General features: G+C 37.7%; 14 protein-coding genes and 1 riboswitch. Of the genes, 4 read left to right on the forward strand and 10 right to left on the reverse strand.

Annotated elements, in window-relative coordinates:
• Positions 1-360: 360 nt before the first annotated feature.
• Entirely contained in the window at positions 361-1,518 is a 1,158-nt protein-coding gene (locus tag G8E00_RS08885) for a hypothetical protein (protein WP_166223803.1), read from the forward strand.
• 100 nt (positions 1,519-1,618) lie between these two features.
• On the opposite strand, the gene hpaI is transcribed toward G8E00_RS08885, so the two are convergent.
• Positions 1,619-2,413 (reverse strand): 4-hydroxy-2-oxoheptanedioate aldolase, encoded by a 795-nt coding sequence (hpaI, locus tag G8E00_RS08890; protein ID WP_166223806.1) that lies wholly within the window; start codon positions 2,411-2,413, stop codon positions 1,619-1,621.
• A 214-nt stretch (positions 2,414-2,627) separates the two neighbouring features.
• Between hpaI and nfsB the strand changes: the two genes are divergently transcribed.
• On the forward strand, positions 2,628-3,281 hold the full coding sequence (gene nfsB / locus G8E00_RS08895) for an oxygen-insensitive NAD(P)H nitroreductase (RefSeq protein WP_166223809.1): 654 nt from the start codon (positions 2,628-2,630) through the stop codon (positions 3,279-3,281).
• A gap of 85 nt (positions 3,282-3,366) precedes the next feature.
• Here nfsB and G8E00_RS08900 read toward each other — a convergent pair whose 3' ends face one another.
• The 7 genes from G8E00_RS08900 to G8E00_RS08930 all read right to left on the reverse strand — a co-directional run bounded on the left by G8E00_RS08900 (position 3,367) and on the right by G8E00_RS08930 (position 11,968).
• Positions 3,367-4,614 carry a D-amino acid dehydrogenase gene (locus tag G8E00_RS08900; protein ID WP_166223812.1) on the reverse strand — a complete coding sequence of 416 codons (1,248 nt, stop codon included), beginning with the start codon at positions 4,612-4,614 and terminating at the stop codon, positions 3,367-3,369.
• 158 nt (positions 4,615-4,772) lie between these two features.
• Positions 4,773-4,862, reverse strand: a riboswitch (glycine riboswitch).
• Between the two features lie 384 nt (positions 4,863-5,246).
• Positions 5,247-6,503: a D-amino acid dehydrogenase gene (locus tag G8E00_RS08905; RefSeq protein WP_166223815.1), complete on the reverse strand. Its 1,257-nt coding sequence runs from the start codon at positions 6,501-6,503 to the stop codon at positions 5,247-5,249.
• A 480-nt stretch (positions 6,504-6,983) separates the two neighbouring features.
• Positions 6,984-7,691 (reverse strand): 2-C-methyl-D-erythritol 4-phosphate cytidylyltransferase, encoded by a 708-nt coding sequence (gene ispD, locus G8E00_RS08910; RefSeq protein ID WP_406741466.1) that lies wholly within the window; start codon positions 7,689-7,691, stop codon positions 6,984-6,986.
• Entirely contained in the window at positions 7,666-8,052 is a 387-nt protein-coding gene (gene ftsB, locus G8E00_RS08915) for a cell division protein FtsB (RefSeq protein ID WP_166009687.1), read from the reverse strand. Before ftsB ends, ispD begins: the two co-directional genes overlap by 26 nt.
• A 13-nt stretch (positions 8,053-8,065) precedes the next feature.
• On the reverse strand, positions 8,066-9,355 hold the full coding sequence (eno, locus tag G8E00_RS08920; RefSeq protein WP_166009685.1) for a phosphopyruvate hydratase: 1,290 nt from the start codon (positions 9,353-9,355) through the stop codon (positions 8,066-8,068).
• Positions 9,356-9,417: 62 nt separating this feature from the next.
• The gene (gene kdsA / locus G8E00_RS08925; protein ID WP_166223821.1) at positions 9,418-10,275 is read right to left on the reverse strand and encodes a 3-deoxy-8-phosphooctulonate synthase; all 858 of its coding nucleotides are present in this window, start codon (positions 10,273-10,275) and stop codon (positions 9,418-9,420) included.
• A 52-nt stretch (positions 10,276-10,327) separates the two neighbouring features.
• A complete protein-coding gene (locus tag G8E00_RS08930; protein ID WP_166223824.1) occupies positions 10,328-11,968 on the reverse strand; it encodes a CTP synthase in 1,641 nt (546 codons plus the stop codon).
• A 228-nt stretch (positions 11,969-12,196) separates the two neighbouring features.
• Between G8E00_RS08930 and G8E00_RS08935 the strand changes: the two genes are divergently transcribed.
• Positions 12,197-12,637 (forward strand): internalin, encoded by a 441-nt coding sequence (locus G8E00_RS08935; protein WP_166223827.1) that lies wholly within the window; start codon positions 12,197-12,199, stop codon positions 12,635-12,637.
• 268 nt (positions 12,638-12,905) lie between these two features.
• Entirely contained in the window at positions 12,906-13,760 is an 855-nt protein-coding gene (locus G8E00_RS08940) for a metal-dependent hydrolase (protein WP_196781981.1), read from the forward strand.
• Positions 13,761-13,873: 113 nt separating this feature from the next.
• On the opposite strand, the gene G8E00_RS08945 is transcribed toward G8E00_RS08940, so the two are convergent.
• Positions 13,874-14,974, reverse strand: a complete 1,101-nt coding sequence (locus G8E00_RS08945; protein ID WP_166223830.1) for a YheT family hydrolase — start codon at positions 14,972-14,974, stop codon at positions 13,874-13,876.
• Between the two features lie 96 nt (positions 14,975-15,070).
• Entirely contained in the window at positions 15,071-15,475 is a 405-nt protein-coding gene (locus tag G8E00_RS08950) for a nuclear transport factor 2 family protein (RefSeq protein ID WP_166223832.1), read from the reverse strand.
• Positions 15,476-15,488 lie beyond the last annotated feature (13 nt).

The following is a 15,488-nucleotide window of genomic DNA, read 5'->3' on the forward strand; positions in this document are numbered from 1 at the left end:
AATACTTATCATAATAAAATAATTATCAATTTATTTTAAGCTAATATAAAAATATTATAAAAATCAATCATAGGTAATATGTATAACTTAATAGCTTTCACCAATACAACATAACATCAATTTTAAAATCAAACCAATCATTTTTATTCAAATCTTAATTATAAATAATATGTTTAGCTAAAAAACTTAACAATTTATACTCAATAGCAATATAAAATTAAAATTTTAAAATCAATTCATTAGATTTACATAACAATAAATCATTATAATATTTTGTATATTTATTATTCATTTTATTTTGTTTCTATTTAAATCTTAATTTTTATAATTCAGCGATCTTTTTTTTGCTCAAAGTTAACAATGAATTTTAGAAGTTTATTTATTGGTGTTTTATTTTTATCCACACTATCAAATTCTTATGCAGATGAAAATCAGTCCATTCCATCACTCCAAATCAATGGAACAGTTCGCTTCCAATATACCCATAACGATTATTTAAATACTTCTGGTAATAAAATTGATTTTAGTGATGCTGTACTTTGGCTTAATTATCAAAAAGGCGCTTTAAGTGGTCATTTAGATTATCGGGTTTATCAAGCTTACGATAAAATTGCGGGTATTCATTATCCTGTAAATGCTTGGTTAGCATATGAAGTTAAACCTGAACATGAAATTAAAATTGGATTACAGCCTGTACCCATTGGTCATAGTCGTTACTACAGTAGTGCATACAATTTGACTCAGATGTACCGTCTCGGTTTAGAAGAAATTAATCATTGGGGTTTGAGTTATCAATACCATCCAGATGACTTCAATTTAAGTCTGGCTTACTTCTTTGCCAATGCAGGCAGCCATACAGGTAAAAGCCAAAACTCCTCGCATTATTCTAGTTTTGTCACTTCAGAACCTTCATTTACTGAGGGAACACGTTTAAAGGAAAATCAATCTTATGCTGTTAAAGTGGATAAAACCTTACAGTATGAATTGAATCAGCACCAGGCAACGACACAGCTCGGTGCATCGTATTTATATAACGATCTTACCAATTTAAAAAACAAAGCTGATGCACATCGCCAAGTGTGGACAGTATTTCAAAACACACAGGTAAATCGTTTCAATTTTAACTTCACCTTTGGTGGTCAAAAAATAGATAACAAAGATCAAGATCATCCTAATTTCACGACCTTTGGTTTTTTTGATGGTTATTTTAATGTTGCAAATAAGGGTCATTTTCTCGCAACAGAAGTGAATTATACATTGCCTTATTCAACAAAAAATTGGAGCGAGCCTAAACTCTACACAACTTATTCTCGCTATTTTAAATCTGATTCAGATTATGATGATTCTGAGCGTTTGATCTATGGTGTATACACAAAGTACAAAGAAAATTTTCAATTCTATTTAGAGAATATTCAGGCTAAAAACGATGTTGGCTTTGGTTCTGTAGATGGTTTTGCGCAAGGCAAAAATGCGTCTTGGAACAGTATGCTTTTTCTGTCGCTGGGATATTATTTCTAATGTCGTTTTTGCTTTTCGATAATCAAGTTCAATAAACACATAGCGAGTATACACTCGCTATTTTCAGTATTTGAGATTTAAAATCTAATTTCGGATAGAGTTAATAACCACCTTGCCCATGATTGACCGAGACATTGGTTTTATACTTGGCTAAAAGCTCTTTTAATGAATTAATCAGTACACTGGTATCGACACCGACAGCGACAAACTCAGTCCCGATGTCCAAATATTTTTGTGTGGCTTCGTGTTGAGTCGATAAAATCCCAGCTGCCTTACCCGATTGTCGAATCCGCTGTATTGCATCAATGACCGCCTTTTGTACCTCAGGATGATTCGGATTACCCTGATAGCCCATTGTTGCTGATAAATCTACAGCGCCGATAAAAATACCATCAATTCCTTCAACATTTAAAATGTCATCTAAGTTGTTCAGTCCTGTCACAGATTCAATTTGTATTAACAAACAAATATCTTCATGTGCAGTTTGATAGTAATCTTCGATACTGTTCCAGCGCGTTGCACGTGCCAATGCTGCGCCTACTCCTCGAATTCCTTCAGGTGGATATCGCACAGCTTTCACCATTAATTCCGCCTGCTCTACAGTTTCGACCATTGGGATTAAAAGCGTCTGAGCACCAATATCCAGTAATTGTTTAATGAGTTGAACGCTGCCAATAGGTGGACGAACCACAGCTTGTGATGGATACGCTGCAATACTTTGCAATTGTGACAGCGTCGTTCTGAGATCACTTGGTGCGTGTTCACCATCAATCAACAACCAATCATAGCCTGCATTGGCAGCGATTTCGGTGCCATAGGCATCTGCCAGACCTACCCACAGACCAATCTGCTGTTCCGTTTTGAGTTTTCTTTTGAAATGATTGATGTATTTCATGGCTCAACTCACCTTTTAGGGCAATATTCATGGATAGATTATGCCGCTTTTGTAGCAGCCTAATAGCAGATAAAAATTTAATGCATTTTCAGGCAAATTATACCGCATTATCTGAACACAAATAGTGCAATAGTCTTCGTTATATTCTATTAAAGGATAGTTTTTAATAACTAAAATCGGAGTAAAATCTGAATATAAATTTAGGAGATTATTGATGGATTTACTTAACGTATCAAAAACACGATATACCACAAAAGCTTATGATGCCTCAAAAAAAATTCCACAAGAACAATTTGAACGTTTGTTGGAAGTTTTACGTTTAGCTCCATCTTCAATCAATATACAACCATGGCATTATTTCATTGCGGATCATGAGGTAGCCAAACAACGCATTGCCAAATCATTGGTAGGTAAATACGAATATAACGCGCCTAAAGTTTTGCACTCATCGCATACGATTTTATTTTGTACCCAAGCCGATATTACACCCGATCACCTCAATGCATTACTTCATCAAGATGATGTCAGTGGTCGTTTCAAAGATGATGCAGCAAAACAAGCACAAAAAGAAACGCGTTCAGGCTATATTGATTATTACCGCAATGAAAAAGGTGATATTCAACGTTGGGCAGAAAATCAAACTTTTATTGCGTTAGGTCAAATGCTGCTTGCTGCAGGCATAGAAGGTCTAGATGCCACACCGATTGGTGGCTTTAATGAAGAGATTATCAGTGAGGAGTTAAAGCTTAAAGAACAAGGTTTAGTGCCATCTGTACTTTTGACTTTAGGCTTTAGAAGTGAAAATGACTTCAATGCCAAACTGCCTAAATCACGTCTTCCTCAAGAAAAAATCTTTACTCGTTTATAATTCATCTTATTGGAATAACATAAAAGCATGAAAATAATTCATGCTTTTATTATTGCATCTATTTTTTCACCCAATCAATACAGATTTAAACGGGTATTTTCTGGGAGATTTCCTGACTGATTAGCACGGCTGTTGCAGCAGATAAAGTCCACCCCAAATGTCCATGACCCGTGTTATAAAAAACGCGTTCTCGTTTTCCTTGTTGAATCACAGGCATCATATTGGGCATCATCGGACGCAGACCCGTCCAAGGAATACTATGTTCTGTAGAAATATCGAAATTACGATTCACCCAATCAATTAAAGGCTGAATCCGTTCTGCACGAATATCACGGTTATAACCATTAAACTCAGCTGTACCCGCCACTCTAAAACGATTTGCTCCTAAACGCGAAGTTACGATTTTAGCACTTTCATCCAGTAAGCTGACCCAAGGTGCATTTTGAATGCTGCGTTCGTCATCTAATTGCACTGTGATTGAATACCCTTTGACTGGATAAACATTGACCCGATCGCCCAACTGATGCGACAACTGATAACTTCCGACACCACCACAAACTAAAACAGCATCTGCTTGAATAATTTCAGTTTCTGCTTTTTCATTGTCTTTTAAATTTTCCGAGCTGGTTTTTATTTTAATTTCGACACTTTGACTGTGATGATTAAAATCAATCACTTCTGTCCCAAATAAATATTTTGCGCCTTTTTTCTGTGTGACCTCTGCTAAACCTTTAGTAAATTTATGAATGTCACCTGTTGCATCGTCAGGGCAATAAAACCCACCATAATAATTGCCTGTTAATGTCGGCTCAATGGTTTTGATTTCATCAACACTCACTGCATGACGTGCTAAACCACCCTCACAAAGCATGTCATTCACCTGTGTTGCCACTTTATAGTCATATTCAGTGTGATAAAAATGCAAAATGCCGCGTTTTTCAAGGTCAAAATCAATATGTTCTTCATCAGCGATGGCAAATAAACGTTGACGTGCCATGAGTGCCAATCGAACAGTTTCATGGGTATTTTCTTTATAGTGTTTAATATTGCCCAGAAATTCCATCAACCAAGCATATTTATGTACACTAAAAGAAGGATTCAGCAATAATGGCGCATTTTTTTGTGTCATCCATTTGATGCCTTTAAGCACCGTAGATTTTTGATTCCACACTTCAGCATTACAGGCAGAGAGTTGCCCACCATTGGCAAAGGAGGTTTCCATGGCTGGAAATAAATGCTTGTCGATAACAGTAACCTGATACCCCAAATTAATCAGCTCATAAGCGGATGTAACGCCCGTAATTCCAGCACCAATGACAACCACATGCGGCATAAATACACTCCTTGGAAGTGATTTCCAAATATGCCCCATCTGTCACGGTACCTGAGAGCTTCGAATAACATTCAAAACATTTGAATGCGATCCATCCCCTTCGGTGAGTCTGAATTTTATGCTATGAATGATGCTTCAGACTTCTCTCCAGATGTAATGTGATTGTTACAGTCCTTTTGCCTGAGAGATTCCGGGGTCGTTGCTCCTTCGGCGTGTTCACAGAAGAACATCTCTCCTGCAACAATCATGATTTTTATTTCGTATTTGTTCTATAGCAATGTATATGCCATTCTTGAATCAAAGAGAAGTAAATAGATGTAACGATTATTAAATATATCAATAAATTCAGGGAAGTATATCTTTATTTTTAAAAATAATGATCTTAAACTGCAAGATTCTTATTCATTTTAAATAACGAGATAAAACTTTGTTATGCCGTAAAATGGCGCACTTTCACAACCACTATTTTCCTTAAGACATTATGCATGCGTTTATCTAACGCTTTTACAATGCTGATTAGTCCATTAAAAATGGGGATCATCATCAACGTAATTTTTAAAAATCTAAGTGACTTGCACCATTTATTCACATACATCATAAATACTCACCAACTTTTAAACATATTTAAAAACTTAAACATATCTAAAGACATTGAGATCATCGTATTCAATTTTCGGGGTTTTATTGGAAATAATATCGGTCAGTAACTGTGCTGAACCACACGACATGGTCCAACCTAAAGTGCCATGACCTGTATTGGTATACAGATTTTTATAAAAAGTTTGACCCACAATAGGCGTTCCATCAGGTGTCGCAGGACGCAAACCTGTCCAAAAATGCGCGTCTGAAATATCACTGGCATGTGGAAATAGCTGTTCAAGTACCATCAGTAGTGTATCTTCACGATGTATATTTAAAGTGTGGTCGAAACCATTGATTTCAGCCATCCCCCCTACGCGAATGCGATCATCAAAACGAGTTAATGCGATCTTGTAGCTTTCATCTAAAATTGTTGATACAGGGGCTTTCGACGCATCTATAATTTTTGTGGTGATTGAATATCCTTTCAGTGGGTAAACAGGTGCATCAATATTCAACAGTTTCAACATATCATGACTATAACTGCCCAATGCCATGACATAAGCATCTCCTTGGACTTTGCTACCATCTTTAAGCACCACAGCAGATATAGCATCATGCGTGAACTCAAGACGCTCAATATGTGTGTTGAATAAAAATTTCACGCCTTTTTCTTGAATTAAATCTGCCAATTCAGTGGTGAATTTTTGACAATCCCCCGTTTGGTCATTTGGAAGCCTTAAGCCACCTACAAAATCAACTGTCGCAAGTGCCAAGGCAGGTTCAACACGTATTACGCCTGCCTTATCTAATAACTCAAAAGGCACGCCTTCTTCTTTTAAAACTTCGGTATCTTTTCCTGCAATATCCAATTGATGTTGATATCTAAACAATTGCAAAGTACCCAATTGACGTTCATCAAAATGAATACCCGTGTCTAGTCGAAGTTGGTCTAGGCAATCACGGCTATATTCTGAAATCCTCACCATACGTTCTTTATTGATTTGATAACGATTAATGTTACATTCAGCGAGCATTCGTATCATCCATTGATACTGATACATATCACCTGTGAGTTTAATGGCTAGTGGCGCATGCTGTTGAAAAATCCATTTGAAAGCCTTTAAAGGTACACCTGGTGCAGCCCATGGTGATGCATAACCTGGAGAGATTTGCCCTGCATTGGCAAAACTGGTCTCCAGTGCAACATTGGGTTGACGGTCAATGACTGTGACTTCATGTCCTGCCTGATTTAAATAATATGCTGTGGTGGTGCCAATCACACCTGCACCCATAACGACTATATGCATAAAACACCGCCTTGTATAAATCTAATTTTCAGAAGTTTTTTGTTATATATTGCGTTTTAAAAATCGGTTCATATCCTTTTGAATTTAATGAATGACCATTGATCAATTCATCTTTAGCCTTACCTTGAAACAACTCATCCTTTGAGTACGTATTGCAAAATTTATTATGATTTAATAATCGAATATCATCACACCATTAAAATACACATCAAATAATACGGTGCTAAAACACTGTTAAAACCTGATATTACAACCAGTGACTCAAGTTCAGTAGACCACATGAACTAGACCCTATTGTATAAAACCATTGTAATAATATGTGATGCATTTCACTTTAAATTACGACTGAAGATTGAGAAATACAAGCAAGTTTTAGATGATTTTTAACGTGGAATTGTTATAAAAGATGTGTAGACATAAAAAAACATCACCACTGGGTGATGTTTTTTTGATTGAATAAGTTATGTTGGTATGAATGAATCACACCGATTGGGCTTGTAAGATCAAACGCGCCAAATCCAAATCTTCAGGATAAGTAATTTTAATATTGTCTGAACGCCCTGTAACGACTTTAACAGTTTCACCATAGTATTCTAAAGCACTTGCTTCATCGGTAATGGTGATGCCATCTGCTAAGGCTTTTTCAATGGCACGTCTTAAAGTACCTATTGTTGAAATTTGTGGAGTCTGTGCTTGCCATAAACAATCACGGTCTACGGTTGTTTGTATGTCTTGATGATCAACACGTTTAAGTGTATCGCGTACTGGAATCGCTAAAATTGCACTACAGTTTTGTTCCAATGCCGTATTGATCAAATTATTTAAGCATTCAACACTCACACATGGTCGTGCTGCATCGTGTATAAAAACCAAATCATCTTCATCTGCAAAGCTTGATAAATGAATAAGACCATTTAAAACAGAATCAACGCGCTCGTTTCCACCTAGACAAAATTGAGCCTTATCTTTATGACTCAGTGCTAAATTTTCAGCAATATCATCCTGCGCTGAAATCGCCAATACATAGCCTGATAAAGGCAATTGATTTAAACGTGCAACAGTATGTTCAAGCACAGTTTTATCTTGAATCATTTGATACTGTTTAAGCTGCGTTTTAGAAAAACGACTTCCTGAACCTGCAGCAGGAATGATTGCCCACAATTTATGGCAATTCTGGGGCAACTTCATCTTCATTGGTACGGGTATCTACTTGTGCATTTGGATCAATATATATGGGTTTGTAATTGGCACTAATGGTGCTCATTTGCACAAATGTTTCATGTGGCTTGATCAGACCTAAATCTAAACGTGCATGCTCTTCAATGGCTTCAACACCATTTTTTAAGTCATAAACTTCTGCCGCCAAAATGCGATTTCGTTCTTTTAATTCTTCATTCAGTTCAGCTTGTTGCTGAATTTGTTGAATTAAAGCGTGGTGAGGGAAATAACCACCCTCACCAAACCAAAACTGGTACTGGAGAAATGCGATGAGAATAATCGCAAGTCCCAGCAACATTTTGCTTGAAGTTGTATTAAATACTTCTAACATTTTCATTCAATGATTAATTCAAACCTTTGAATTCAGCTTTACCGCGATATGCAGCTTTAGTCAATTCTTCAATACGAAGTAATTGGTTATATTTCGCTACACGGTCAGAACGGCAAAGTGAACCAGTCTTGATTTGACCCGCTGCTGTACCCACTGCAAGATCCGCAATTGTAGAATCTTCAGTTTCACCAGAACGATGTGAAATCACTGTAGAGTAGCCATTTTCTTTCGCAAGATAAATTGCATCTAAAGTTTCAGTCAATGTACCAATTTGGTTGTATTTGATGAGGATCGAGTTACCGACTTTCTCATTGATACCACGTTGAAGGATTTTCGGGTTTGTAACAAACAAGTCATCACCCACCAACTGGATCTTATCGCCAAGGATAGACGTCAAGTAAGACCAACCTTCCCAATCAGACTCGTCCAAACCATCTTCAATTGAGATAATTGGGTACTGGTTTACAAGACCTGCAAGGTAGTCAGAGAATTGGTTGCTAGTGAATGCTTTGTTGCCTTCACCTGCAAGAATGTATTGACCATCTTTGTAGAATTCTGAAGATGCACAGTCAAGCGCAAGCATGATGTCAGAACCTGCTTTGTAACCAGTTTGACCAATCGCTTCAAGAATTACCGTAATCGCTTCTTCGTTAGAACGAAGGTTTGGCGCGAAACCGCCTTCATCACCAACAGCAGTGTTTAAACCTTTTTTGTTTAAAACTGATTTTAAAGAATGGAAAATTTCAGCACCAGCACGTAAAGCTTCAGAGAATGACGTGAAGCCTACAGGCTCGATCATGAACTCTTGAATATCAACGTTATTGTCTGCATGTGAACCACCATTGATGATATTCATCATTGGCACAGGCATCGTCAAAATTGATTGACCACGTAAGTCTGCGATGTATTGGAAAAGTGGAATTTTCTTTTCAGTTGCAGCAGCACGCGCAGCAGCCAAAGATACTGCCAATGTTGCGTTTGCACCTAATTTTTCTTTATTTTCAGTACCATCAAGCGCAATCATCGTATTGTCGATGTCTTTTTGCTCAAATACTGATTTACCAACTAAAGCATCACGGATCAAAGTGTTTACGTTATTTACCGCAGTTTTAACACCTTTACCTAAGTAACGTGCTTTATCGCCATCACGAAGTTCTAAAGCTTCACGAGAACCAGTTGAAGCACCAGATGGTGCACATGCACGGCCAACTACGCCAGAGGCTAAGATTACGTCAGCTTCGATGGTTGGGTTACCACGAGAGTCCAAAATTTCACGTGCACGAATGTCAACGATTTGGCTCATGAACAATTCCTCAGTTGATTAATAAAAACGATGCGTCAAAAAAGACGCATCAAAGTATTGGTTTAGTGTGTATCTAACTTTTTGAAACCTTTGACCAAGGTATCCAATTCTTTCAGTTGAGCCAAGAATGGCTCAAGTTGCGACATACGCAAGGCACACGGACCGTCACATTTGGCTTTATCTGGATCAGGATGCCCTTCCAAGAACAAACCAGCTAAACCTGTTGCCATACCTGCACGCGCCAATGTCGTAATTTGTGCACGACGACCACCCGCTGAATCTTCACGACCACCTGGTGTTTGCAACGCATGTGTTACATCAAAAAATACAGGAACATTCATCTGCTTCATGGTGTCGAAGCCCAACATGTCTACAACAAGGTTGTTGTAACCAAATGCTGAACCACGTTCACAAAGAATCAGTTTGTCATTGCCTGCTTCTAAGCACTTATTCATGATATGACGCATTTCATGCGGTGCTAAGAATTGCGCTTTTTTAATGTTAATAATGGCATCGGTTTTCGCCATCGCTTCAACCAAGTCAGTTTGACGACTTAAAAAGGCTGGTAGCTGAATAATATCCGCCACTTCAGCGACAGGTGCAGCTTGATACGGTTCATGTACATCGGTAATGATCGGAACATTAAACTGTTTTTTTATGTCGGATAACCATTCAAGCCCTTTTTCCAGACCTGGGCCGCGGAAAGAGTTTAAGCTTGAACGATTGGCTTTATCAAAGCTTGCCTTAAACACATATGGAATATCTAATCGCTTACAGATATCAATATATGATTCAGCAATTTCAAAAGCCAAATCTTTAGACTCAAGTACATTCATTCCGCCGAATAATACAAATGGCAAATGATTTGCCATTTGTATATCGCCTAAACGTACAATTTCTTGTGGTGTTAGTTGCGACATTTAAACTTCCTAGTTTATTTCGTATCGATCACGACTTTTTATACGTGCACTATTAGTTAGTTTTTTGATATTGCTTTTTAGCAGCGTCAATAAAGCTAGCAAATAATGGATGCCCATCACGTGGTGAACTTGTAAATTCCGGGTGGAATTGTACAGCAATAAACCAAGGATGTTGTGGAATTTCAACCGTTTCAACCAAATGCTGAACAGGTGAATAACCAGAAATTCGCATGCCTTTTTCTTCAAGCGCTGGAATGAAACGGTTGTTCATTTCATAACGGTGACGATGACGCTCAATAATTTCTGCGTTACCGTAAACTTCACGTGTTTTTGTGCCTTCAACCAATTCTGATTTTTGAGCACCTAAACGCATTGTTCCGCCAAGATCAGACTCGATACTACGTTGCTGAACTTCACCGCGCTCATCTAACCATTCAGTGATCAAACCAATCAATGGTGATTTTGTTGAGCGATTGAATTCAGTTGATGTTGCATCTGTAATTCCTGCAACATTACGTGCAAACTCGATCACAGCCAATTGCATACCTAGGCAAATACCCAAGAATGGAATGTCGTTTTCACGTGCAAACTGAATCGCTTTCATTTTGCCTTCAGTACCACGTTCACCGAAACCACCTGGAACTAAGATTGCATCAGCATCTTTCAATACATCGTTTACATCTTGGCTTTCAAGTTCTTCAGCATTGACATAGTCAATTTGAACTTTGACACGGTTTTGAATACCCGCATGTAAAAGTGCTTCATTTACAGATTTGTATGCATCTGGAAGTTCAACGTATTTACCGACCATCGCTACGCGAACGGTATATTCAGGGTTCAATAATGCTTCTACAACATTGTCCCAATCTGAAAGATCAGCTTCAGGCAAATCGTTATAGCCAAAACGTTCACAGATTAAATCGTCAACATTTTGTTCATAGAATGTACGTGGAATTTGGTAAATCGTACGCGCATCTTTACATACCACAACAGCACGTGCTTCAACGTTCGTAAATAATGCAATTTTACGTGTTGTGTCAGCATCTACATCATGTTCTGTACGGCAAATCAGGATATCTGGCTGAATACCAATCGATAGCAATTCTTTAACAGAATGCTGAGTAGGCTTGGTTTTAAGTTCAGCAGCAGATTTGATATAAGGAAGAAGTGTCAAATGCATGAGCATGGTGCGTTTATGACCAAGTTCAACCATGAGCTGACGTACAGATTCCATAAATGGAAGTGATTCGATGTCACCGACTGTCCCGCCGATTTCAACGATTGCAACGTCATAGCCTTCACCAGCGCGAAGAACACGTTCTTTGATATTGTCCGTAATATGTGGAATAACTTGGACTGTGCCACCAAGGTAGTCACCACGACGTTCTTTGTTTAAAACATCTTGGTAAACTCGGCCAGAAGTAAAGTTATTGAGTTTGGTCATTTTGGCACGACGTAAGAAACGTTCGTAATAACCCAAGTCTAAATCTGTTTCTGCACCATCCTCTGTGACAAAAACTTCACCATGTTGGAAAGGGCTCATTGTCCCTGGATCGACATTGATGTATGGATCCATTTTGACCATGGTCACTTTTAAACCACGGGCTTCTAAAAGTGCAGCAACTGAAGCAGCTGAAATACCTTTACCTAGTGATGAGACTACACCACCAGTCACGAATATAAAATGGGTCATTAAGTTTCTCGTACAATGGAGCCTAAATTGGCCTACAATGTTGTGCGATTTTACTTTACTCTGCACCAAGAAAGCAAAGTCATTCCGCATCAATTCATAGAACAATAAACAATTGGTTATTCTATCAGCTTTTCCGATAAAAATTTAGGGGGAATGAACAGGATTTTTCTATTTGAAATTGCTGTTATACTATGGCAACGAATATATCCAGTTTTGTTTTGAGCAATTATGAATAAGAAACTTTTAATTAGCGTAGCAATTGCGACTGCATTACTTGTTACTGCTTGTGTAAAAAAAGAAGCACCAAAGGAAGATGAACAGGATCAAAATGTTGAGACAACAGCACAAGAGCCTGTAAATGTTGAACCGATTGAGACACCAGACAGTAGTGAAATTCCTACGCGTGTTGAAGTTGAACATCAGGAAACCAACAACACTTCTGCAACCATTCGTCGTGAATATCATGATGCACCAGCTGAAGATTTAAGTGCTCGTGATACAAGTGCCAGTTCAAATGCTGCTGAAGCTGTAGAAACTAAGCCTAAAGCTGAAGCAAAACCTGCTGAATCTAAGCCTGCAAACCCTAAATCTTCATCTTCTACTAGCCAGACTGAAGATGATGCTGTTGCCGCTGCCATTGCTGCTGCAACTCCTGCTTTAGATAACTAATTTTTTTAGCTTTGTCTGACGTAAAAAAACCGAGCTATTGAGCTCGGTTTTTTATTACAGCAATTGAATACTTTTTTAATATGTAAATTAACTTACTACATCATTTTAAAATACCACCTTTACAGTTTTGTACTCTTTGTCTTTAAAGGCATCTAGATATCAATGCAGGACGATATAAACTCAAAACATCAAAACACTTTGACACACCACAAACAACTGGATACTGTTTAATGAGTTCCTTTTTAGAACTTAATTTGTGGAGAAAATAATGACAACCAATCTACCCGTTTTAAGAGAAAAATCTTCTTTTCCAGTGCGACGTATGGATTATCAATTTAATAATATTCCACGCTACTGGTGCAATAATGAGCCTTCATTTACACATTTCTTCACCGCACTTTCTACGCTTTTTCCTGAGGGTGAATCGTATTTTGTAAGATCTGTTCGCGCTTTGAGAGCAAAAGCAAAAAACAATCCCCGTCTTGATCGTGAAATTGGTGCATTTATTGGTCAAGAAGCCATGCACTCCAAGGAACACCATGCATTTCATTTAAGTGCGAAACAACATGGTTTAGACCCTGAATCGCTTGAAAAAGTAACAGGAATTATTTTAAAAGGCATAGAACGTGTATTTAGTAAAAAATGGAATTTATTGGTTACGGTTGGATTAGAGCATTACACCGCGGTATTGGTTGTGACCATGATGGAGTCAGTCAATGAACTCATGACAGATGAAACCATTCGAAATCTATGGTTGTGGCATAGTGTTGAAGAAACTGAACATAAAGCTGTCGCTTATGATCTGTACGAATATTTATATGGAACAGGTTTGAGTGCTTACCTTCCTCGTGTCACCATTTTTACGCTGAGCTTGGCGCTGATCATCACAATGTCCTCAATTTATCAAATTGTATTAATGAAACGAGATCGCCAATTATTCAATTTAAAATCTTGGGGCAAATTCCAAAAATTTGCACAACAATCTTATCAAATATTTATTCCAAAATTTATAGATTACTACCGTCGAGATTTTCATCCTAACCAAACAGATGAGTCAGAACTTGTGGCTAAAACAAAGATCAAAATTGGATTAGAACCCAGCACCAATACCTTATTCAGTTAATTCAGTTAATTCAGTTAATTCAGCTTCAATAAGATATACCCTAATCACTGATTAGGGCATTTTTATTACTTCTCGCTTAATTCTTAAATAAAGTTCAATAACCAAATGAGCCTTCAAGATTGAAGATTTTTTAAATAATCTGCCATCAATCTGGTTGCCCATGACCGTGTCGATAAACCCTCATAAAAACCACAGTGACTGCCCTTCTTGGTGGTGACCACCACAATATTTGGCATTTGACGAATCACTTCTTTATAAGGTTCAAAATTCTTAATATGACAAACAGGATCATCTTCTGCATTTAAAATCATTAAAGGAATTTTTACATTTTCAAAAACATAAATGGGATTGGTGGCTTGGGTATAACTCTCATAATCTTGATAACCCGCCATTTCAAAATAAGCTTGCTCGAATTCTAATAAATTTTTTGCTTGTAATACTTTAGACAATGATGCTGTTTGCTGCCACGTTTGTGTATAAGGCTTGATAAATTTGGTAAACAACTTTTTGGTCATCATTTTACTGTAAAAAGGATGTACATTGCCAAAGCCTGTTTCAGTGTTATACCCCGGACATAAAGCAAATGCTGCTTTTAATGGGGTATTTTCACCCTCTTCACCCAAGTATCGAACAAGAAGTCCCGTACCCGCTGATGAACCAACACCATACAAATCAGATTGTGGAAATTTGTTTTGTATGTATGCAATCTGCTCTCGTAAATCATCGGTTGAGCCGAATAAATTCATCTTAGCTACAGGCATGGGCAGACCCGCATGACCACGGCGCAAACACAGGGCAATACGCCATCCTGTATAAGCATTTAAGTCTTTCACCAGTTCACGCATACTTTCAGGCGAACCCGTAATGGTGTGCATGAGTACGATGGTAGGCGTATCTGTAGGTAAATCCAAACCATACCAAGCAATTGCTGTGACACCGCCGTCTGACATTTTTAATTGGTCGACGCGATCATACTTTAAGCGAATGGTTCTTTTCTTGATTAGATCAAAATAAATCAGATGTAAATGCGGGTTACTGAGCCACGGCGTTGGGCGATATTTTTGGTTAAGTTGTGGAAGTCGACTGAGTATCTGCTGAGAGTGACTCTGCACGTTATAATATACGGTGGGCTGTTCAGCTCCAGTGATTTGATCAAGCGTGTTTTGTAATTTATTTTGTAAATAATCCGATATATCTTTAATGACAAGATTCATGTTCACTTAACCTGTAGCGATTTATATGGATGATTTTTGAAAATTTATCCAAAAAAACATCCATAATCATTCAAGTAATATGCATTAATTCTACGCCTATAAACCTAAAGTCGCCATACGTTGTCCCATGAGTTCAGCCAAGGCATTCAAGCCACTTCTAGGTCTAATCATCACTTCAAAATCAATGATTTTGCCTTGATCATTAAACTGAATCATATCAATCCCTTTTAATTTTTTATCACCAATGTTTGCTGAAAATTCAAGCACCACATTTTGTCCGTCATCACTATAAAACTCACGATGATATGTAAAGTTCTCAAAGATCTGAATTACATTTGTTAATATAAAAAATACAATTTGTTTACCTGGATACGGCTTATAGGCCACAGGTGAACGGAATGTCACATTGTCGTCAAGCAAGTCGTTCAATATAGACATGTCTTGCGATTTAAGCATCTCATGCCAGCGTGTGATTGATTGTTGAGTGGTTTGAATCGTCATTGTTCAATTCCTT

This window comes from Acinetobacter shaoyimingii, from assembly GCF_011578045.1.
Taxonomy (GTDB): domain Bacteria; phylum Pseudomonadota; class Gammaproteobacteria; order Pseudomonadales; family Moraxellaceae; genus Acinetobacter; species Acinetobacter shaoyimingii.

Bases quoted from the DNA above. Each gene is read 5' to 3' on its own strand.
- G8E00_RS08885 (WP_166223803.1), top strand. From the start codon at position 361: ATGAATTTTAGAAGTTTATTTATTGGTGTTTTATTTTTATCCACACTA.
- hpaI (WP_166223806.1), bottom strand. From the start codon at position 2,413: ATGAAATACATCAATCATTTCAAAAGAAAACTCAAAACGGAACAGCAG.
- nfsB (WP_166223809.1), top strand. From the start codon at position 2,628: ATGGATTTACTTAACGTATCAAAAACACGATATACCACAAAAGCTTAT.
- G8E00_RS08900 (WP_166223812.1), bottom strand. From the start codon at position 4,614: ATGCCGCATGTGGTTGTCATTGGTGCTGGAATTACGGGCGTTACATCC.
- G8E00_RS08905 (WP_166223815.1), bottom strand. From the start codon at position 6,503: ATGCATATAGTCGTTATGGGTGCAGGTGTGATTGGCACCACCACAGCA.
- ispD (WP_406741466.1), bottom strand. From the start codon at position 7,691: ATGAAGTTGCCCCAGAATTGCCATAAATTGTGGGCAATCATTCCTGCT.
- ftsB (WP_166009687.1), bottom strand. From the start codon at position 8,052: ATGTTAGAAGTATTTAATACAACTTCAAGCAAAATGTTGCTGGGACTT.
- eno (WP_166009685.1), bottom strand. From the start codon at position 9,355: ATGAGCCAAATCGTTGACATTCGTGCACGTGAAATTTTGGACTCTCGT.
- kdsA (WP_166223821.1), bottom strand. From the start codon at position 10,275: ATGTCGCAACTAACACCACAAGAAATTGTACGTTTAGGCGATATACAA.
- G8E00_RS08930 (WP_166223824.1), bottom strand. From the start codon at position 11,968: ATGACCCATTTTATATTCGTGACTGGTGGTGTAGTCTCATCACTAGGT.
- G8E00_RS08935 (WP_166223827.1), top strand. From the start codon at position 12,197: ATGAATAAGAAACTTTTAATTAGCGTAGCAATTGCGACTGCATTACTT.
- G8E00_RS08940 (WP_196781981.1), top strand. From the start codon at position 12,906: ATGACAACCAATCTACCCGTTTTAAGAGAAAAATCTTCTTTTCCAGTG.
- G8E00_RS08945 (WP_166223830.1), bottom strand. From the start codon at position 14,974: ATGAATCTTGTCATTAAAGATATATCGGATTATTTACAAAATAAATTA.
- G8E00_RS08950 (WP_166223832.1), bottom strand. From the start codon at position 15,475: ATGACGATTCAAACCACTCAACAATCAATCACACGCTGGCATGAGATG.